At 73.5% G+C, this 19,170-nt stretch carries 15 protein-coding genes; 7 read left to right on the top strand and 8 right to left on the bottom strand.

Annotation, left to right across the window (positions count from 1 at the left end; translation table 11 throughout):
* Positions 1 to 27: 27 nt before the first annotated feature.
* From AB0D93_RS21340 to AB0D93_RS21305, 8 genes are read right to left on the bottom strand one after another with little or no spacing between them, the layout of a single operon-like run.
* Positions 28 to 1,200, bottom strand: coding sequence for an AAA family ATPase (locus AB0D93_RS21340; RefSeq protein WP_362121477.1), 1,173 nt, complete (start codon positions 1,198 to 1,200; stop codon positions 28 to 30).
* Positions 1,197 to 3,056 (bottom strand): ATP-binding protein, encoded by a 1,860-nt coding sequence (locus AB0D93_RS21335; protein ID WP_362121475.1) that lies wholly within the window; start codon positions 3,054 to 3,056, stop codon positions 1,197 to 1,199. The genes AB0D93_RS21340 and AB0D93_RS21335 overlap by 4 nt, the downstream gene beginning before the upstream one ends.
* Positions 3,053 to 3,970 carry a hypothetical protein gene (locus tag AB0D93_RS21330; RefSeq protein WP_362121473.1) on the bottom strand — a complete coding sequence of 306 codons (918 nt, stop codon included), beginning with the start codon at positions 3,968 to 3,970 and terminating at the stop codon, positions 3,053 to 3,055. Before AB0D93_RS21330 ends, AB0D93_RS21335 begins: the two co-directional genes overlap by 4 nt.
* The gene (locus AB0D93_RS21325) at positions 3,918 to 5,162 is read right to left on the bottom strand and encodes a JAB N-terminal domain-containing protein (protein ID WP_362121471.1); all 1,245 of its coding nucleotides are present in this window, start codon (positions 5,160 to 5,162) and stop codon (positions 3,918 to 3,920) included. Before AB0D93_RS21325 ends, AB0D93_RS21330 begins: the two co-directional genes overlap by 53 nt.
* On the bottom strand, positions 5,152 to 6,936 hold the full coding sequence (locus tag AB0D93_RS21320) for a hypothetical protein (protein WP_362121469.1): 1,785 nt from the start codon (positions 6,934 to 6,936) through the stop codon (positions 5,152 to 5,154). Before AB0D93_RS21320 ends, AB0D93_RS21325 begins: the two co-directional genes overlap by 11 nt.
* Positions 6,933 to 7,994: a ThiF family adenylyltransferase gene (locus AB0D93_RS21315; protein WP_362121467.1), complete on the bottom strand. Its 1,062-nt coding sequence runs from the start codon at positions 7,992 to 7,994 to the stop codon at positions 6,933 to 6,935. The genes AB0D93_RS21320 and AB0D93_RS21315 overlap by 4 nt, the downstream gene beginning before the upstream one ends.
* Positions 7,994 to 8,719, bottom strand: coding sequence for a hypothetical protein (locus AB0D93_RS21310; protein WP_362121465.1), 726 nt, complete (start codon positions 8,717 to 8,719; stop codon positions 7,994 to 7,996). Before AB0D93_RS21310 ends, AB0D93_RS21315 begins: the two co-directional genes overlap by 1 nt.
* Positions 8,716 to 9,615: an effector-associated domain EAD1-containing protein gene (locus AB0D93_RS21305; protein ID WP_362121463.1), complete on the bottom strand. Its 900-nt coding sequence runs from the start codon at positions 9,613 to 9,615 to the stop codon at positions 8,716 to 8,718. Before AB0D93_RS21305 ends, AB0D93_RS21310 begins: the two co-directional genes overlap by 4 nt.
* A 207-nt stretch (positions 9,616 to 9,822) precedes the next feature.
* On the opposite strand from AB0D93_RS21305, the gene AB0D93_RS21300 reads away from it, so the two are divergent.
* From AB0D93_RS21300 to AB0D93_RS21270, 7 genes are all read left to right on the top strand, one after another.
* A complete protein-coding gene (locus tag AB0D93_RS21300; RefSeq protein ID WP_362121461.1) occupies positions 9,823 to 12,144 on the top strand; it encodes a hypothetical protein in 2,322 nt (773 codons plus the stop codon).
* The gene (locus AB0D93_RS21295; protein ID WP_362121459.1) at positions 12,141 to 14,006 is read left to right on the top strand and encodes a hypothetical protein; all 1,866 of its coding nucleotides are present in this window, start codon (positions 12,141 to 12,143) and stop codon (positions 14,004 to 14,006) included. Before AB0D93_RS21300 ends, AB0D93_RS21295 begins: the two co-directional genes overlap by 4 nt.
* Positions 14,007 to 14,017: 11 nt before the next feature.
* On the top strand, positions 14,018 to 15,352 hold the full coding sequence (locus AB0D93_RS21290; protein ID WP_362121457.1) for a hypothetical protein: 1,335 nt from the start codon (positions 14,018 to 14,020) through the stop codon (positions 15,350 to 15,352).
* Positions 15,349 to 16,005: a hypothetical protein gene (locus AB0D93_RS21285; protein ID WP_362121455.1), complete on the top strand. Its 657-nt coding sequence runs from the start codon at positions 15,349 to 15,351 to the stop codon at positions 16,003 to 16,005. Before AB0D93_RS21290 ends, AB0D93_RS21285 begins: the two co-directional genes overlap by 4 nt.
* A 31-nt stretch (positions 16,006 to 16,036) precedes the next feature.
* On the top strand, positions 16,037 to 16,204 hold the full coding sequence (locus AB0D93_RS21280) for a hypothetical protein (protein WP_362121453.1): 168 nt from the start codon (positions 16,037 to 16,039) through the stop codon (positions 16,202 to 16,204).
* The gene (locus AB0D93_RS21275; protein WP_362121451.1) at positions 16,201 to 16,890 is read left to right on the top strand and encodes a hypothetical protein; all 690 of its coding nucleotides are present in this window, start codon (positions 16,201 to 16,203) and stop codon (positions 16,888 to 16,890) included. The genes AB0D93_RS21280 and AB0D93_RS21275 overlap by 4 nt, the downstream gene beginning before the upstream one ends.
* A 190-nt stretch (positions 16,891 to 17,080) precedes the next feature.
* Positions 17,081 to 19,129, top strand: a complete 2,049-nt coding sequence (locus AB0D93_RS21270) for a phosphocholine-specific phospholipase C (protein ID WP_362121449.1) — start codon at positions 17,081 to 17,083, stop codon at positions 19,127 to 19,129.
* Positions 19,130 to 19,170: the final 41 nt, after the last annotated feature.

Genomic DNA, 19,170 nt, shown 5'->3' with positions numbered 1-19,170 from the left:
GTACCGGGCCGTCGTCCTGTCCCGCACTCAACGGGGCAGGAATTCGAGCGTTGTGGTGATGATGGTGCTCAGTTCGGCGCACGCCGCCTCGTCCCGCGGGTGCCGTCGCTCCAGCCGCAGCCGGAGCACGTTGAGCGCGCGCAGCGTCGCCTCGGTGGCGGCCGCGGTCGGGGCGGGCCCCAGACGGTGGACCAACTGCTGTGCCTCCGCGATCAGTTGCCATGACGGCTGTTCCTCCACTGCTGCCTCCTGTAGGTCCGCGGCCCCGGCGTACCGGCCCACCGTCTCCGCGACGACCGTCTCGTGCACCGGGTCCGACCAGAAGTGGCGCAGCGGCCACAGGTCGCGGGGCTCGGCCCGCACCCGTTCGTCGCGCAGCGCCGCCGCGGCGACCAGCCGGGTGCCGCGCACGATCCTGCGGTCCGACAGGGTCACGCCCTGCCCGAGGAGGTCGCGGATCAGCGCGTGGTAGGCCGCGGCGGCGGGGCTCAGGTCGACCCGGTCCACCTGGCCGCCCAGCCGTCTCAGGGCCTTCTCGGTGAGCCACTGCTGGTCGCCGGCCGGATCGCCGGCCGGCGGGGCGAAGTGTCCCGCCAGCAGGTCCTCCAGACGGCTGTCGGCCACCGGGGCGATGTGCAGCCGCAGCAGGAAGCGGTCCGCGAAGGCCAGCAGGGACGGATCCCGGGGCAGCGCGTTCGCGGCACCGATCAGGGTGATCAACGGCAGCTCGACGGGGCCGGGACCGTCGTGGAACAGCCGCTCGTTCATCACCGTCAGCAGGGTGTTGAGGATCGGGCTGCCGGCCTGGAACACCTCGTCCAGGAAAGCGATCGACGCCTTCGGCAACATGCCTTCGGTGCGCGTCTCGATCCGGCCCTCCCGGAAGGCGGCCACGTCCATCGGGCCGAACAGCTCGGCGGGTTCGGTGAACCGGGTCAGCAGCCGGACGAACGGCCGGGTGCCCAGCCCGGCCGCGAACCGGGAGACCAGGTCGGTCTTGCCGGTGCCGGGCGGTCCGAGCAGCAGGACGTGCTCCTGCGCGACGACGGCGATCTCCAGCAGGTCCAGGGCCTGTCTGCGCCCCGTGAAGTGCAGCTCGACACTGCGGCCGAGGGCGCGCAGCGTGCGGATGGCGGTGATGTCCTCCGGGCTCCAGCCGGGTGCCGCCCGGCCGGCCCCGCTCGTCGTGGGTGCCGTCACTGCTGTGCCTTGCGCTGCCGGCGCTCGTGCTGCAGCCGCCCCACCAGCCGGCCCAGCTGCAGCGCGGTGGGCGCGATGCCGTGCAGATGGTCCTCGACCGCGGCGTCGCGCATCAGGGAACGCAGTTCGTCGCCGTTCCACGCGGCGGTCGCGTCGCTGATCAGTTCCAACAGTTCGTCCTCCAGGTGTACGCCGTACCGGCCGGCGTGGTGGCGCAGGATCTGGCGCCGGGCGGCCAGGTCGGGCAGGTCGATGTGGATGCTGCGGAAGCGGCTGGGCCGCAGCAGCGCGGGGTCGATGATGTCGATGCGGTTGGTGGTGCCGATGACCAGCATCTGCACCTCCGGGCGGAAGCCGTCCATCTCGGTGAGGATCTGCGCCACCACACTGTTGCCGACCCGGGCGCCGCCGTCCTGACGGGTGGTGCGCTCGGAGGCGATGGCGTCGAACTCGTCGAAGACGATGACCGAGGGGGCGCTGCGGCGGCCGTTGGCGAAGACCTCGCGCACCATCCGCTCGCTCTCACCGACGTACATGTTCAGCACCTCCGGGCCGGAGATCACCTGGATGGTCGCCTCCATCACGTTGGCGATCGCCTTGGCGAAGAGCGTCTTCCCGGTGCCCGGCTCGCCGTGCAGGATGAAGCCGCGGGGGACCAGCTCACCGCGGACCCCCTCCATCGACTCGGGCAGGGCGCGGGCCCCGGTGATGATGGACAGGGCCTGGGTGATCTCCTTCTTGACGTCCTCGTAGCCGCCGATGTCGCCGAGGGTGACGTCGGGCACGTCGAAGCTGGTGGACTGCTGCGCCTTGAAGGAGCGCAGGGTGGCGCGCAGGTCCTTGACGGTGGGCTGCCGTTCGTCCGGCGCCCGGTCCGTGTGCATCCGGTGGGCGTACCGCATGGCCTGGCGCAGCCGGACGGGGTTGAGGCCGGCCACGTGTTTGTGGAAGTCCCGGGGTCTGAACCCCTGGAAGCAGGCCGCCTCCGGGGCCGTCACGAGCGCGGTGCCCAGGGGGATCCGGGGCCGGTCGGGCTCGTGCGGGACGGACACCGTGGGCGGCACGCCCGTGATGGAGAGCCGGACGCTGAACCGTTCGGCGAGCACCTGCGGCAGCGGGAGGGAGGTGTCGGCGAAGGCGAGCACCGGCCGGTCCGGGTACTCGTAGAGCAGCTCCACGAGTTCCCTGGCCTCGGCGTGCCGGCCCAGGTCCTCCCCGCCGCACAGCAGGTCGAGGTGCGGCAGGACGACGACGTCGTGGTCCTTGAGGTGCGCCAGGTGGTCGCGCAGCTGCGACAGCCGGCGCCGTCGGGAGCCCTGGTCCGCGTCGCGCTCCAGGCCGCCCGCCAGGAGGGCCGCCGCGTCGGCCTCCGCCTGTTCGGGCGTGGTCTGTCCGACCGCGGCGGCGGCCGTGTCCCGCGGCCCGTCCAGCAGCACCGGCTGCAGCAGGGCGAGCGTGGTCATCTGCGGCCAGAGGTGCCCGACGACCAGCTTCTCGGTGACGACGAGGACGGGGAGGTTGGCGCGGAGCAGGGACGCCACCTCCTCGATGTGTCCCCAGTACGCGAGGCGCACCGCCTGGCTGTCCGTCAGTTTCTCGGGATGCCGGGCCTCCTCCTGGGCCCGGGGCGGTTCGCCGGCCGTGGGCTCGGGTTCCGCCGGGCGCGCGAGCACGGGATCCACCGCGAACCGGTGCCACGGCAGGTCCATCAGCGGATCGGCCACCGGGTCGAGGAGCGTGTAGGCGCCCGAGGCGAGCACATCGCGCAGCGGCAGCGTCGGCGGCGCCGCCAGCAGCTCGGCGCGCTCCTGCGCGGAACGGACCAGCACTCTCAGCCGGTGTGGGACCTGGCTCACCGGGCCGCCAATCCGCGCAGCTCGGCCCGCTCCCGCACACCCCGGTGCAGTCGGCACAGCTCCAGCGCGTCGTCGTAGTCCCGCAGCATCGGCCGGGCGCGCACCTCCTGGCCGTGCCGATGGGTCAGCACGGCCAGCGGACGCCACCACTCGGCGAACGCCTCGGCGGCGTCCAGCGCCCGGCCCTCCTCGGTGTCCCGCGCGCCGGGTCCGGGCGGCAGCGGGCCGACGGCCAGGAGGACGGCGGCCGCGTGGGCGATACGGGCGCGCAGGTGCGGCCGGTGGTGCAGCAGCGCCGTCTCGTAGACGTCGTAGACCCACCGCCGGTCCTCGGCGGTGAACCGCCGGCGGCTGAACAGCCCGGCACGCCGCAGCGCGGCCCGGGGGCCGACGGGGGGTTCGGCGAGGGCGGTGGTGGCGGTCGTACGGCCCTCGGGATGGGCGAGCAGCAGCTCCAGCACCTGTTCCTCCGCCGCCTCGGCGCCGGGCGCGGCGGCAGGGCTCAGCAGCAGGCCGGTCAGCGGCGAGCGGCGCAGCAGCTCCGCGCCCAGACGCTCATCGGGCGCGAGCACCGGGTCGCCGGCCGATAGCGCCCGCCCGACCAGTCCGTGCCGGGCCAGCAGATCACGCGCGGAAACCGGCGGGGACACCGCGTCCAGCGGGAGGACGGCCGTCTCCGGCCGGTGCCGCAGGGCCACGGCGGTGGCCAGCAGCAGCGCGCCGAGCTCGGCGGGCCGGGCATCGCCGAGCGGCGGATCGGACAGCCGCAGCCGGGCGGCCGTGACGGACGCCAGCCGCTCCACCGCCGCCGCCGGATCGTCGCCGTCGGACGGCGGTACGGCATCCAGGGGGAGCGCGGTGTCAGAGGCGGCCCAGTGAAGGACGGGTAAGACGGTACGGCTCAGTGTCGTCATCTCGGCTCCACAGGGGGCACGCTTCCATGGAGGTCTCGGAGCGGCTGTAGCAGCGCACGACGCGCCTGCCGCCCGAGATGTTGATCAGGGCGGCGACCTGCCAGGGGCGGCGGAAGGTGGCCCGGTGCAGTTCGATGTCGGTACCGGACAGGCCCATGGTGCCGACGGCGGAGAAGAGGTGGGTGTGGTACCAGCCGACCAGCTGGTCGTCGGGGTGGCGCTCCTCCATGATCCGGCTCATGGCGCGGAACGAGTCCCCGGTGAAGGTGAAGTGCATCTGCGAGGCCCCGGAGTGCTCGGCCGGCAGCACGTGTTCGACGATCACTACATGGCCGTCCGCGCCGTCCGGCCTGCGGTACACCTTGCCCAGCAGGAAGCCGCCCTCCTCGATCTCGTGCGAGAGGGGCAGATCACGCTCGAGGAGCCGTTCGACGTGCGGGGGCAGCAGCACGGTCACCGGACGCACCTCGAGATTGCTGGGCAGCGCCGCGCCGTGGGTGTCGGCGGAGCTGATGCGCGGCACCTCCGGTTCGTCCGCGCGGCGCACGCCGAAGGAGAGCCGTGAGGAGCGGGTGACGTCCACGTCCGTCGTGCCCGTCACGATCGGCGGCAGCCGCGAGGGGTCGCGGTCGGCGAACCGGCGGTGGCGCCGGCGCCGGTCTGCGGGGTCCTGGCCGTCGTAGCGGTCGTAGCGGTCGGCCGGCCCGTCGAGGACGCCGAAGCCCTCGTAGTCGCCGCGCCGGCCGTAGCCACGGCGCTGCGGCAGTTCCCGCAGCAGGGCCGAGTCGACGCGGAACGACCAGCGCGGCTGCCCGGGGTCGAGCGCGTGGCCCACGGCGGCCAGCATCGGGCCGAGCAGCCCGGTCACCGTGTGCCGCTGCCGGTAGACCACCGTGTCCCCGACGTGCGCCAGCACGGTCACATGGCCGAAGTCGGGGCGCAGGTTGACCACTTCGGGCGGCCCCTCGTACAGCGTGCGCCCGGTGAACTGGTGGAAGACCAGGACGAAACCGAAGTCCGGCTCGTGCGCGTACTCGCCCAGCTCGCTGGTCAGGACCGCGTCCAGCAGGGGCACCAGGGGAAGCCGCCGCGTGACGTGCGTGGTGTCGCCACGGTACAGCTCGACCTCGGGCTCGCTGCCCATCTCCAGGCCGACGCCCGGCCACCCGCGCGGACCGGTGTCAGGTGTCATCGCCGACCACGCGCGCTTTCCGGAGCCGCAGGGCCCTCACCCGCAGGCTCGAAACGTCGCCGTCCGGGTTCTCCTGCGGCGGTGCCGACGGCACACCACCGATCGACCTGATCATCGCCTCCCCCTCCTCGGAGGCGGCCCAGCGCGCCGCGCGCGCGTTGAACCACCCCTCACCACCCTCATCTTGAGGGCGGACGTCATAGGTTTGGTAGCCCGCGATGTCGACCAGCATCTGGCACAGCCTCCCGAAATCCATCGTCGGCCGGTACGCCCGCTGCAACGGTCCCAGACAGACCAGTCCGTCGGGAGCATCCGCCGGAAACTCGGGTGGTCGTTCGGGTCCCAGGATGTTCGGGTGGAACACGGGCGACCTCCAGACCACGACCGGCGCCGCATAGGGAAACTGCGGACCGAGCCAGATGGTCACGCTGTGCTCGTTCTGGGGCATCGGGGGTGAACCGGGGGGCGCGTCCGCGGGCGGGGGGCGGAAACCGGGCGCGTCGAAGGAGATGTCGTAGCGGGTGGGGAACTCGGGATCGTCCATGGTGGCGATCCGGAAAGTCTGCCGGTGCCGGTCGGCGTACTGCCGGATCTCCCGCCGCACCCGCAGGATCGCCCGGTTCCGCTCGTGCGGCGCGCTCGCGCCCGCCGTGCTCTCGGGGAAGACGTACAGCGTGTCGCCGTCGCGCACCCCGGAGTCGTACAGCGTCCGGGACAGGTCGGGCAGCCGCTGGAAGCTGCCGTCGGGCAGCACCCGGTCGACGACGGTACGGCGCCGGCGCGCCACCCGGTGCTGCAGTTCCTCCCCGCCGTAGCCGAGGACGGCGGCGGCGATGTCGTGGCCGGTGGTGGTGGAGGGGACGAAGTCGAACTCGTAGGGCTGTTTGTCGGGGCCCTGGGCGTGCAGCCGCTGGAACATGTGCGGCCGGTGCCGGTGGACCTGCTGGTGGATCTCCATGGTGCCGGGGGCGCCCATGCCGCGCAGGGTGTCCTGCAGGTGCTCGAACTGCTCCTGCGTCAGCGGCTGCGGCAACAGCATCGCGACCTGGCTGACCGGGCGGACGCCGGCGTTGACGAACAGCACGTCCGCCGAGGGCTGCGCGCGCCGGACGACCTGCATGAACTCGTTGAGGTGCGTCTCCGCGACGAACACGAGGGTGTGGTACTCGGCGGGCGGCGGGTCCGCGGGCCCGGGATCCCGTGGCTCCCGGGGCGCCTGCGGTGCCTGGGGTGCCGGGGGTGCCTGAGGGGTGTCCTGGGGGTGCTGCCGTACCGCGTGCCACGGCGGGGCGGCGTAGGGCGGCACACCCGGGCCGGGAGGCGGGGCCGCCGGGCCCGGATGGGCGGCCGGCGCGCCGTAGTAGCCGGGGGCAGCCTGCCAATGCTGGGCCTGCGCCTGGTACTCCGGGTACGTGGGCGGAGGCATGTGCGACGGGCCGTACGGCGGGAAGCCGCCGGGCGGGTGGAACTGCGCTCCCGGCTGCGGACGGCCGCTGCCACGCGCCGTCGCGGCCGTCATCGCCCACCACGCCTCCTGCAGCACCTCGTTGGCCGGGTACACCGGAGCGATGTGACTGATCAGCTTGTCCTCGCCGCCGACCATCGAGCCGTCGTCCAGGATCTTCCGCACCGCCGCCCAGAAGGCCTGCCCGGTCTGCCGGAAGTCGAGCCGGTGATTGGGGAACCCGATCTCATAGAGGTAGACCCCCGACTCCTGCGGTGTCAGGATGCGTGCCAGCTCCGCGTAGAGCCGGTCTCTCAACTCGTCGTTCATGGGATCCCCTCGTCCCCGGCCAGTTCCAGGTACCGCAACCCGCCGCCGTCCCGCCGCGTCACCGCCAGCACCTCCCCGGGCGCCACCCCGATCTCCCGCAGGGTGGCCTCCGCGGGCGCGGCGCGCAGGCGGAACGCCGCCGGCGGCGCGTCCGGTGGCGCGTCGGCCGCCCGGAAGCCCGCCCAGCCGAGAGGTTCCTCGTCCGGGTCCGTGTGGCCGAGCAGCTCCCGCACCCGGGCTCCGGCGCCCAGCGGCAGCCGCCGTACGGCGTTGGCGTCGATGCGTTCGTGCAGCGGGCAGTCGTCGGCCGCCGTGTCCATGGGACCCGGGGTGGCCACGGGGACGGTGGAGCCGTAGGCGTCGATCCGCAGCGGATGCGGCTCCACCGGCAGTCCGAGCAGCAGCCGTACGGCGTGACCGGCCAGCCAGGACCCGACCAGGTACGCCACCGGCGCGTTCGCTCCGACGGGCAGCCCGGCGCCGAGCGGCGCGGCGCACGACCAGCGGCTGTCCGCCACGGCCAGCTCGGCCGCCGGGGTGCCGCAGGCCCAGCAGCGTCCGCCGGGCGGGAAGTAGGCGACCTGGCCGCCCCAGTCGTGGGTGCCGCCGTCGAGCATGCCGGCCCCGACGAGGTTGCAGCGGGCGGCGAGTTCGATGCGGGCGGCGCGGCTGTCGAGGCAGCCCACCACCAGGGCGGCGGCGCGCAGTTCGGCCAGGCCCACACCGGACACCAGCGGGGCCGGGCGGGCCTCGGCCCGGATGCCGGGTGCCAGGCGGGCGAGTGCCGCGGCGGCCGTGCGCGCCTTGGAGCGGCCGATGTCGTCGGGGCGGAAGAGCGGGCAGCGGCTGAGGTTGCTGGCGTCCACCGCGTCCGGGTCGCACAGCAGCAGCCGGCCGACGCCGGCCAGGGCCAGGGTCTGGGCCACGACGTTGCCGAGGGCGCCCACGCCGATCACGGCCACGGTCGCCGAGCCCAGCCGGTCCTGGTCCCAGCCGGGGACCAGCAAGTGGCGGGCGTAGCGGTCGGGGAGTGCCCGGGGGGCGGAGGTGCCGGTCATCAGCCGCTGCCGCCCCCCACGCACGGGTTCGTGGAGTTGTGCGCCCGCCAGTTGTCGTAGCAGAGGTTTCCCCGCTCCGGGTCGCGGTGGATGGCGCCGAGGCAGCCGGGCCGGTCGGGGGAGCAGGTGCAGCGGATGACGAGGTCGCCCGGGCGCAGTGTCATGTCACAGGCCCAGCAGCGGAACCGGAAGGGCGGTCCGCCGGGGTTCTCGTACACGGTGAGCAGTTCGTCGCCCGGCGCCAGCCGTCTCGGGCTCATGTCGCGCGAGGGCGGGTTGGTCTCGTCCAGCCCGCGGTGGAAGTCGGCGGCCAGCCGTGCCGTGTGCGGATCCGGGGCGCCGCCCTCGCCGCAGCCCAGCAGCCTGCGCCGGTGCCGCAGGGTGAACGAGCCGGTCGCGGGGTCCCGGCCCACCGTCACCTCCTCGCCGGGCCGGAAGGTGTGGTGGCACTCCCGGCAGATCTGCCCGGGCCGGCCCAGCTGGTCCAGCAGCCGTTCCGTCACCACCGTGACCCCGGTCGCCGGTCCGCCGGCCTCCGCGGTCTCGTCGGCCTCGCTCAGGCCGCCCGCCAGGCCCAGTTCGAAGTCGGTGGCCACCGCGCTGCGCGCGCTCTCGGTCTGCGCGGCGCGGGCGTCGAACTCCCTTTGGTGCGCGGCCCAGTCGAAACCGCTCAGGTCCCCGATCGCCCAGCCGCCCGCGCCCGGGTGGTCCGCGGCCGCGCTCACGTCGTCCCCCGCCCGGCCGCCCGCCGGTCGCCCGTCACGAGCCGTAACCCCTGCGCGTCCCCGGCGGCGACCGTGACGTGGGCCTTGCCGACCCCGAACGCGGCCGGGACCTCGGCGCCCCGGCGCAGGGACTCGTAGAAGCCCCGGCTGAAGGCGCGCCCGTCGCTGTCACGCAGTCGGTCCGCGGCCCCGATCGACAGGTCCGCGCAGTCCCCGAAGTCCTCGAGGTCGCGCCCGAGATGACAGCTCGTCAGCAACAGGCAGTGCACCCCGCCGACGGCGGCCAGCGCCTCGGCCAGCCAGTGTGTCCGCACCGGCGCCATGCGCCCCTCGGGGCCTTCCATCAGCAGGTATTTGTTGGGCGAGCCGTGGCCGGCGAAGTGCAGGATGTCGGGCCGGGTGGCGTCCAGGGCCGACACCACGTCGGTGTTGCGGGCGGCGGCCCGCAGCGTCAGCTCGATCCGCCGGTCTCCGGGCACGGCGACGGCGTCCTGGATGGTGTCGAACTCCTCGCCCAGCGGCAGCCGTTGCTCGGTACGCGGCCCCGACATCAGGAACAGCACCCGGGTCGGATCGGGCAGTCCCGCCCCGGCCGGACCGGCGGCCGGGGCCCGCCCGCGGTACGCGGCGACGAACTCCGTCAGGCGGCGCACACCCGGATACTCCGCGGCGACCGCGTCGAGCAGCTTGTCCAGGGTGAAGTGGAAGGCGCCGAACTCGGTGAGCCGGCAGATCTCGAACCAGCGGACGAGCGGCGACGCGTGGTGGTCGACGCGGGACAGGTTGCCGCCGAGGCTCTCCAGCAGCATCCGGGTCTCCGCCGGGCCGGGGTAGAGATCGGCCAGGACCTGGACGATGCCCGCCCGTTGCAGCTGAGCAGCCGTGAGCTCCTCCACGCGCCACTCCCCCCTTGGACCGGCATGACGGCGTCCGGACTCTACTGGCACGCTGCGCCCGACTGGTCCGGTTCGGAACAGCTTGGCACATCCCTTCACTCGACGTAATGGAACCTGCGCAAAGCGCACGCTCGAGGTCCGGAATGTGGTAGAGCTATGCCCCTGCATGTGCTGCGGGCATGTCGACTTGGGGGGAGGTCGCGGCTCTTGACCGAGGAGTTCCGCGGGGAACGGCCCGCCGGGCCACGGGGTCAGCGGGTGCCCTTCCGCATAGCCCGGGAGACCGGGAAGGGCGCGGAGTTCACCTGCGACGGCTGGCGCATGACACGTTATCGCCACCACCTGACCGGACGTCAGCTGATGGTCAAGTCCGCCCGTGCCGGAACCGATCCCGCGGGCCTGCGCCAGGAGTTCGACAACACGGCCGCCCTGGTCCGGCTGCTCGGCCGCGACCACGTGCCGCGCCAGCTGGCCCATGTGCTCGCCCGGGACGACTCCGCCCCCAACGGCCCCCGGCTGCTGCTGGACTGGCGCGGACGCAGGCTCTCCGGCTGGCCCTCGCCGGACCCGCTGCACAGCAAGCTGGAGGGCGCGGTCCGCGACCTGTTCGCCGCCGTCTCGACGCTGCACCTCTGTGGCCTGGTGCACGGCCGGCTCGACCTGGAGCACCTGTGGTGGGACGGCGACGGCCTCCAGCTCTCCGGCCTCGACACGAGCGTGCGGCGCGGCGAGACGCCGCCCGCGCGGGCGCGCACCGTCTGGGACCCGCCGGACTTCGGGCACGGCCGCGCCGCGGACGAGCAGGACGACGTGCACAGCGCCGCGCTGCTCGCCTTCTGGATGGCCACCGGCGAGACCGTCCCGCAGGGCACCACGCGAGGACAGCTGCGGGACCTGGTGGACCCGCACGAAGCGTGGATCCGCGACCTGATGCTGCGGATCTTCTCGGACACCGGCCCGGCACAGAACCCGCCCCGGCTGCCCGGCGCGGCCGAGGTCAGGGAGTGGCTCGACCCCCAACCGCTGCGCGGGCAGAGGCTGTTGCTGCAGCGGCGGGACCACGAGCTGGAGCGCCTGATGCTGGACGCCCGCAAGGACTTCGCCCAGCTCCGCGACCGTCAGCGGGCGCTGCGGGAACAGCGGCGCCGGCGCGAGCAGGCGGCCGAGTGGGAACGGACCGAACGCCTGCGGCGGGCCGCGGAGGCGGCAGCCCGGGCCGAGGAGGCAGCGGCCGCCCCGCCGCCCGGCCCGAGCCCGGCGCCCCCCGTGCGAACCCGGGGCTTACGCGGCCTGTTGTCCCGGCTGCTCGCCCCGCCGCCCGAGCCCGTCGTCCCCCCGCCGCCACGACCGCGCAGGGCGCCCGAGAGCAAGCCGCCGCCCCCGCGGCCCAGCCGGGTCGAGTGCCCGGTCTGCCTGAACGACCTCGACTGGGACAGCCTGCCGCGCGGCGAGTACGACAAGCTGCACCTGCCCGCGCAGCGCGAGGACCCGGACGAGGAGCCACGGCGGCCGCCCGCCGCGGCGGGCGAACGCGCCCGGATGGCCCAGGAGGCGCGCTCCTTCCGCACCTGTCCCGGAAACGACCACATCACCCCCCACGCCATCCCCGAGCGCTACCCCTCCTACGGCACCCCGGTGCGCATCGGGCTGATCGGGGCCACCGACACCGGCAAGTCCCATCTGCTCGCCGTGATGATCCACCAGGTGATGGACGCGGGGGTGGCCCACCAGTACGGCCTGGAGGTGCAGCCCCTGGATCTGCGGCAGTACAACGAGTACCGGGCCGCGACCGTCGACCGGCTGATGAAGGAGCGCCGGGAGCTGGCGGTCACCTCCGAGACGGCCTCCGTGCACTTCGCCGTGGGACTCATCGTCACCGACCTGGCCTCCGGCCTGCGCCACACGGTCGTCTTCTTCGACATCGCCGGTGAGCGGCTGCAGCGGTCCGGCCCCGAGGTCGACTTCCTCGGCGGCCTCAACGCCCTGCTGTGCGTGGTCGACCCGAGGACCGTACCGGGGCTGCGCAAGCTCGGCAGGCCCGCGTCCGGGCAGGGCGAGGACCGGGCCGTGGCGGCCGTACGCACCCGGCTCAAGGCACAGAAGCGCCCCACCGACGGGCACCTGCTGCCCCTGCCGTGCGCGCTGGTGGTCACCAAGTCGGACCTCCTGCGACACCTGCGGCTGACCGAGGCCGAGCCGTGGCTGCCCGGCGGCACCGGTTCCGACGCCGACCTCACCAGCGTCGAGCGGGAGAGCGAGGACGTGTACGCGATGCTGTGGGCCCGGGGCGGCCGGCGGGCCCTGGACCTGGTCCGCGAGTGCGAGGACGCCACCTTGCACCTCGCCTCCGCCACCGGCACCCACTCGGAGCCGGACGACAACGGCGAGCCCCGCTTCGGTGACGGCTTCGGCCAGCACCGGGTGCTGGCGCCCCTGCTGTCCCTGCTGGTGATGAAGGGCGTACTGACCGGGCCGGCCGCCCGCCTCGGCCTGCACCGGGACGACCCGCCGCCGGAGGGCCGGACATGAGCCAGGCCACCGCCGACGACTCGAGGGCCTACGCCGACCTCGTCGTCTACCGCTGGTCGCAGCTGTCGCTGACCGGCGGCAACGGAGTGGGTCCGGTGTCCACGTCACTGGACCGTGACGACCTGGTCCGCTGGGACGCCCGGCTCACCCGGCTGGTCTGGGCCGCGCAGGGCAGCACCCTGCCGGGACACATGTACCTGACCTACGGCGACGAGGCGGCCGTGCTGCGCAAGCTCTCCGTGCGGGACGCCAACGGCCGCGGCGGATCGACCCTCACCCATGTGCTCATCGGGCCGGCCGCCGAGCTCGACCTCGGGCTGGCGCTGACCCTGTGCCGCAGCGCCTGGAACTGGCTGCCGCCCGGCGGCGCCGAGGGCACGCAGGAACGGCTGCCGCCGGTGCCGCTGGACCGGCTGCGGCCCCATCTGGCCGAGGACACGGCCGAGTTGGAGCGCCTGGCGGCCGAGGTGCCGGACGCGCTGCTGGCCCCGGTGACCGCCGCGATCATGGACGCGCCCGGCCGACCCCTCACGATCGTCGGATCGCCCGTCCCGGCAGAGGTGCTGATCAAGGCGCTCAGCGGCTGGCTGGGCCGGCTGACCGCGGGCGAGTGGACGTTCGCGACCCGGGAGGAGAGCGACGCGGGCACCGGCATCCCCCGGTTCGTCTTCCTGGAACGCGAGCGCGACACACCGCACCTCGGCGCCGCACGGCAGGTGGTGCGGGCCGACGAGACCGGGGAGGAGAGCGACCTCACGGCGGCCAGGGGACTGCTGCGGCAGTACCGCAGGCGTGGCTCCCAGGGCATTGACCGGCTGCGGCCGGAGCGGCCCCTGAGCACCGCGGAGGAGGTCCGGGTCTGGCGGGAGCGGACCTGCTCGCCGTCCGGGATGGTCATGGACGTCGCCGGGATGCTGACGGACGCCGTGTACGGGGTTCTCGAACCCGACGAGAGGGCGTTCCTGCGGGCCCGCGCGAGCATCCCCCAGGTGGAACTCCACCTGCGCCGGACGAAGCCGGAGGAACTGACGGCCCTGGTGAAGGGCTGGTCTCCGCTGAGACCGGGCCTGAGCGAACTGGCCCCCGTCCGGGACGCGCTGCACGCCGAGGCGCTGCACCGGGTCCTGCGCGCCGCGACCGACCCGGGCGCCCACACGGCCGCCCGGACCGAGCCGGACCTGGCGCCCGCGCTGAAGGCCGCCCGGCCGGACGCGGCACTGGTCCAGGAGTGCCTCGACGAGGAGATCGAACTCGCCCGGCGCCGGGCGCTGCCCGTCGACGTGCTGAGGGTGCTGCTGGTGGCGCACAGCGCCGGGCTGCCCGCCGCCGACCTCGTGCTGGCACAGCGCCGGCTGACCCGCTCCGACACGCCCGTGCACGTGCTGCTGGCGCAGGTCGACCAGGTCGCCATGGCTCACCGCACGCTCGCCCGCGAGCTGCTGCGGGCCTGCGTCCAGCGCCGTACACGGCGTGACAGGAGGGCCCCGATCGCGCACGTGCTCGCCGAGCACCGCTTTCTGGCCCGGGCGGTCGAGGTCATGGCGGAGGGGCAGCCGCACCTGGCCGTCCAGTACTTCAAGTGGCTCCTGCACTGTCTGACCGGTGATGAGTCCGTCACGCGCAGGGACGTGCACGAGGCGGTGCACATGGCCGGGCCCGGTCTCTCGGACCAGATGCTGGCCGCCCTGCTGCAGGCCCTCAGGGACCTCGGAAACAGGTCTGCCGTGCAGGCGGTCACCGACATCGCGAGCAACGAGTTCTTCCGCCGGAACCTGAGCCCGCGCCGCGGACCCCAGTACCCCGCGGAGCATTCCGCACCCCCGCGCCGGGAGACCGACGAACCCGGCGCCCGTCCCAGGTGAAAGGCACATCGGTGACCGCCGAGACCAGCAACACGCCCCGTCCGGGGCCACCCCAGCCGCCCGACCCGCCGGCGGTCACCCCCGAGTTGGGCCGTGCGGCACAGGAACTGGCGCGGCTGGCCCGCCAGTCACCCAGCGAGGCCGGGCGCAAGGTGCTGGGCCGGGTGGCCGCCGACGCCGCCCAGGGCGGCCGGGCCCTCGTCGGCCTCGACCTCGTGCGCGTGTATCCGCCGCACCTGCTGGTGCCGGACGCGCCGCTGCCCCGGCAGCAGACCGTGGGCTGGCTGGCGGTCGTACGGGACGTCCTGGTCTTCGCGCCGATCCTGCTGACCTGGCTCTCCCTCGGCTCGGCGCTCGTGAAGTACGACGGCGACGCCAACTTCCTGCAGTTATGGGCCGGCGACTACGGCACGGCGGCCGTGGTGGGCGTCGTGGTGCTGATAGGCCTGGTGATCGCCATCACCCTCGGGCTGCACGTACTGCGTCTGCAGGGCGGGCGGACCGCCTCGCGCGCGCAGGTGCGCAGTGCGGTCGGCGAACAACTGGCGCTGATCACACTGGAGTTGTCGGTGTCCTCGTCCCGGCAGGCGGCAGGCGTGCCGAGCGGGCAGCTCATCCGGGCGGCCACGGAGATCACCGGCGCCACCGACCGGCTGACCCGGACCCTCGCCGACACCACCAAGCGGCTGTCGAAGATCTTCGACCCCGGCCCGGAGACCGGCTTCACCAAGGCGCTGCGGGGCTGGACTGCTTCCGCCGACGCGCTGAAGAAGATGGGCGAGTCGTTGACGGTCCCGCACCAGCTCATCAAGGACTTCGCCCAGATGCGCGAGGCCCTGCGCAAGGACGAGGAGGCCACGCGGCGTTCGCTGACGGGGCTCCTGGAGGAACTGAACGAGGCGACCGAGACCTCCCGGGTCTCCGACCAGGCGCACGTCCGGGTGGCCGAGGTGGTGCTGGAGGGAACCCGTCAGGTACGCGAGGCCATGGAGCGGTTCGTCGAGCGCACCCAGCTCCTCGACATGTACATGGAAGCGATGATGCGCACCCTGGACCGCCTCGACCAGAGCTGGGCCGACGCGCCCCCGGCGGGACCCACCGCGGGACCCGCCGAGTTCTACGACCCGATGCGCGACGACGGGTTCGCCCGGCTGCTCGGCGACGACGACAGCGGCCGTCCGCCGTCCGCCGACCGGGACCGTTCGCCGGCGCAGGAACCGGGCCGCGCCCCCGGTCAACCCCCGGCGGGCGGACCCCTCTTCGGCGCGGACGACGATCCCCGGCCGGACGCCGGGGACGACGGCCCGGACACCGACGACTGGTACGGCGACGGAGAACGCCGGTGAGCACCGGGACCGGGCCCCTCGACACGGGGGTCTTCGAGGAAGCGGAATGGCCCACCGGCGAGGGTTCCGGCCAGGCCGAACGCACCTCGATCGCACCGCGCCACCTCGCCGGCTGGCTCTTCGCCGATCTCTTCCTGGTGCTGTTCGTCCTCGTGCTCGGCCTGTTGCCGGCCCACCCGAAGGACGGGGGCCCGGGCAGGCCCGAAGCCTCCCACCCGGCGGCCGGCGGCAAGTCCGGCGGCGGCAGGAAGAAGAGCGAGGTGGGTGGCATCGACCCGCGCTACCACCAGGTCGCCGTGCGGCTCTCCGCCGGCGCCACCGCGAACGCGGGGCAGCGCAAGGGCCTCACCGCGGCCGACGCCGCCAAGGTCGCGGACGCCGTGGCCAGGGAGGTGGCCAGGAGCAGCCGCGGCCGCAGGATCGGCATGCTACTCACGTTCGGCGGAGCCCCGCAGTTCGAGGAGAACGCCCGTACCCTGGCCGGCCAGACCAACGCCGCCCTGGTGACGCGCAGGCCCGGGCTCTTCTGCGGCAAGAACGTCGGCACCCGCAAGTTCTGGGACGGTGACCCCTTCTCGGACCACCACCACAGCAGGCCCGACGACGCGGTGCGCGTCGAGATCTACTACACCAACTCCTGCGACAAGAAATGACAGCCCGCACCAGCGGATCGGAGAGCCCCGCATGAACCCCGAAGAGCGGCCGGAACCCGGCAGCATCCGTCTCACCGCCGACAACGAGGTCGAACGATTCGACGGCGAGGACTGGCGGCCGTACGCGCAACTCCCCGACGACGGGCACGAAACCCTCTTCCGGGGCGAGGACGAGTCCGGGGAACAGGACCGGGCATGAGCGGGCCGTCGACCCTCTCCGAGTCGCGGGAGCCCGGCACCGCCGAACAGCCCCTCGTCCCCGCCGCCCCCGGCGCCGCCCGGGCCGCCGTCGCCGACATGCGGGCGACCGCCCGCTGGTCCATCGCGACCACCGGAGCCGTCGGCGGACTGCTCCTGGGCGGCTTCCCCCTGACGGCGGTCGGGAAGGTCCACGGCGGCGTCCACATCGCGCTGGCCGTGTGCGGTCTGGCCCTGGGCATGGCGGGCGTGTGCTGGGCCCTGTGGTCCACGGGCGAGGTCCTGACGCCGCGCTTCACCACGCTGCGGTCGCTGGCGGAGCCCGGCCTCGGCGACCTGCGCGCGGAGATGCAGGCCACCCCCACGGCCTTCTTCGGACCGTTCGGCCGCACCGCCGCCGACCTGGAGGAGGCCTGCCGTACCCACACCACGATGGCCGTCCGGCTCGCCGCACTGCACGACCGGGAGCCTGACGAGGCGCGTCGCGCCGGACTCGCCCGGGGACTCGCGGATGCCCGGGCCAACGCGGCCCGGGCGACCGCCCGCCGCCGGGCCCTGCTGGAGTTGATCCACGCGTGGCAGGTGCGGCGGGCGCTGCGCCGGGCCAGGATCCACACCCTGCTCGCCGCGATCGTCGTCGCGGCGGGGGCGGTCATGTTCCTGGTGGCGACAGGCGGTGGCAAGTGAACGGCTGACGGCTCCCGCGGGAGGAAAGCGCTCCCACGCGTTCGACGGCGGCACCGCACGGACCGCCGAGTTTCACACAGGCGCCACCAGGCCCTTCCCTGACGTTTGTTGCTCTTGGAACACTCGCTCCGCGCAGATTCCGTCATTTGAACGGCTTCACGGACGTCAGGACGAGAGGACCCTCAGACCCATGCCCGAAGCAAACCGGCGCCGCTTCCTCCAACTCGCGGGCGCCACCGCGGCGTTCACCGCGCTGTCCAGCAGCATCCAGCGCGCCGCCGCGCTGCCCGCGCACCACCGCACCGGGACGGTCCAGGACGTCGAGCACATCGTCGTCCTCATGCAGGAGAACCGATCCTTCGACCACTACTTCGGCACGCTGCGAGGCGTCCGCGGCTTCGGCGACCCCCGTCCCGTCTCGCAGAACGGGAAGTCCGTCTGGAAGCAGTCCGACGGCACGAAGGACATCCTGCCCTTCCATCCGGACGCCGACGACCTGGGCCTGGCCTTCATCCAGGACCTGCCGCACGGCTGGCAGGACACCCATGCCGCCTTCAACGGCGGCAAGTACGACAAGTGGGTGCCGGCCAAGGGCACCACGACGATGGCACACCTGACCCGCGACGACATACCGTTCCACTACGCGCTCGCCGACGCCTTCACCATCTGCGACGCCTACCACTGCTCGTTCATGGGCTCGACCGACCCCAACCGCTACTACATGTGGACCGGTTACGTCGGCAACGACGGCCGGGGCGGCGGCCCAGTGCTCGGCAACGACGAGAAGGGCTACGGCTGGACGACGTATCCCGAGCGGCTGGAGAAGGCCGGGGTCTCCTGGAAGATCTACCAGGACGTCGGCGACGGCCTGGACGCCGCCGGCGGCTGGGGCTGGATCGACGACGCCTACCGCGGCAACTACGGCGACAACTCCCTGCTCTACTTCGACCAGTACCGCAACGCGGTGCCCGGCGACCCGCTGTACGACAAGGCCCGCACCGGCACCGACGCACGCAAGGGCGAGGGCTTCTTCGACCGGCTGAAGGCCGACGTGAAGGCCGGCGAACTGCCGCAGGTCTCCTGGGTCGTCGCCCCCGAGGCCTTCACCGAGCACCCCAACTGGCCCGCCAACTACGGCGCCTGGTACGTCGCCCAGGTCCTGGACGCACTCACCTCCAACCCCGAGGTCTGGGGCAAGACCGCGCTGTTCATCACCTACGACGAGAACGACGGCTTCTTCGACCACGTCGTACCGCCCTTCCCGCCCGCCTCCGGCGACCGGGGCAAGTCGACCGTGGACGCCTCCCTCGACCTGTACAAGGGTGACGCCAGCCATGTCGCCGGCCCCTACGGGCTCGGCCAGCGCGTGCCGATGCTGGTGGTCTCCCCGTGGAGCAAGGGCGGTTACGTGTGCTCCGAGACCTTCGACCACACCTCGATCATCCGGTTCATCGAGCGCCGTTTCGGCGTGCACGAGCCGAACGTCTCGCCATGGCGCCGCGCCGTCGTCGGGGACCTGACCAGCGCCTTCGACTTCTCCCGCAAGGACACCCGGCCGGTCGCGCTGCCGTCCACGGCAGGCTACGAGCCGCCGGACCACGACCGCCACCCCGACTACGTGCCCAAGCCGCCCGCCAACCCCTCCCTGCCCAGGCAGGAGCGCGGTCACCGGCCCACCCGCCCGCTGAAGTACGCCCCGGTGGTGGACGGTTCCGCGGACACCGCGGCCGGCACCCTGACGCTCACGTTCGCCTCGGGGGCGCACGCGGGCGCCGCCTTCCTCGTCACCTCCGGCAACCGCAGCGACGGCCCCTGGACCTACACCACCGAGGCCGGCAAGTCCCTCTCCGACACGTGGAACGCGGCCTACTCCGGTGGCGTGCACGACCTCGCCGTCCACGGCCCGAACGGTTTCCTGCGCGTCTTCAAGGGCAGGGCCAAGGCCGCCGGACCGGAGGCGACCGCCCGGCACAGGGGCGAGGACCTCGTGCTCACCTTCACCAACAAGGGTCCCGGCACGGTGAAGCTGAAGATCGTGAACGGTTACGGCGGCGGCCCGGTCACCGTGACCGTGCGGCCCGGCGCGACCGTCGAGCACACCGTCGACCTCACGGCGAGCAGGCGCTGGTACGACGTGACGGTCACCTGTGACGCCGACCCGGGCTTCCTGCGCGGCTTCGCCGGCCATGTGGAGAACGGCCGGCCCGGCGTCAGCGACCCGGCGATCGCCGCGGAGTGAACGGGCGATGAAGACCGCTCCGTGCGGACTGGTCAGGTACC

Origin of the sequence: Streptomyces sp. NPDC048191 (assembly GCF_040652655.1) — a bacterium.
Classification (GTDB): Bacteria; Actinomycetota; Actinomycetes; order Streptomycetales; family Streptomycetaceae; genus Streptomyces.
The sequence above is the reverse complement of the archived record's forward strand: the minus strand, read 5'-3'. Positions and strand labels throughout refer to the sequence as shown.

What these genes read in the sequence shown, in the direction of transcription:
- AB0D93_RS21325 (WP_362121471.1), bottom strand. Translation starts at nt 5,162, where the DNA reads ATGACACCTGACACCGGTCCGCGCGGGTGGCCGGGCGTCGGCCTGGAG.
- AB0D93_RS21315 (WP_362121467.1), bottom strand. Translation starts at nt 7,994, where the DNA reads ATGACCGGCACCTCCGCCCCCCGGGCACTCCCCGACCGCTACGCCCGC.
- AB0D93_RS21280 (WP_362121453.1), top strand. Translation starts at nt 16,037, where the DNA reads ATGAACCCCGAAGAGCGGCCGGAACCCGGCAGCATCCGTCTCACCGCC.
- AB0D93_RS21320 (WP_362121469.1), bottom strand. Translation starts at nt 6,936, where the DNA reads ATGAACGACGAGTTGAGAGACCGGCTCTACGCGGAGCTGGCACGCATC.
- AB0D93_RS21330 (WP_362121473.1), bottom strand. Translation starts at nt 3,970, where the DNA reads ATGACGACACTGAGCCGTACCGTCTTACCCGTCCTTCACTGGGCCGCC.
- AB0D93_RS21270 (WP_362121449.1), top strand. Translation starts at nt 17,081, where the DNA reads ATGCCCGAAGCAAACCGGCGCCGCTTCCTCCAACTCGCGGGCGCCACC.
- AB0D93_RS21275 (WP_362121451.1), top strand. Translation starts at nt 16,201, where the DNA reads ATGAGCGGGCCGTCGACCCTCTCCGAGTCGCGGGAGCCCGGCACCGCC.
- AB0D93_RS21295 (WP_362121459.1), top strand. Translation starts at nt 12,141, where the DNA reads ATGAGCCAGGCCACCGCCGACGACTCGAGGGCCTACGCCGACCTCGTC.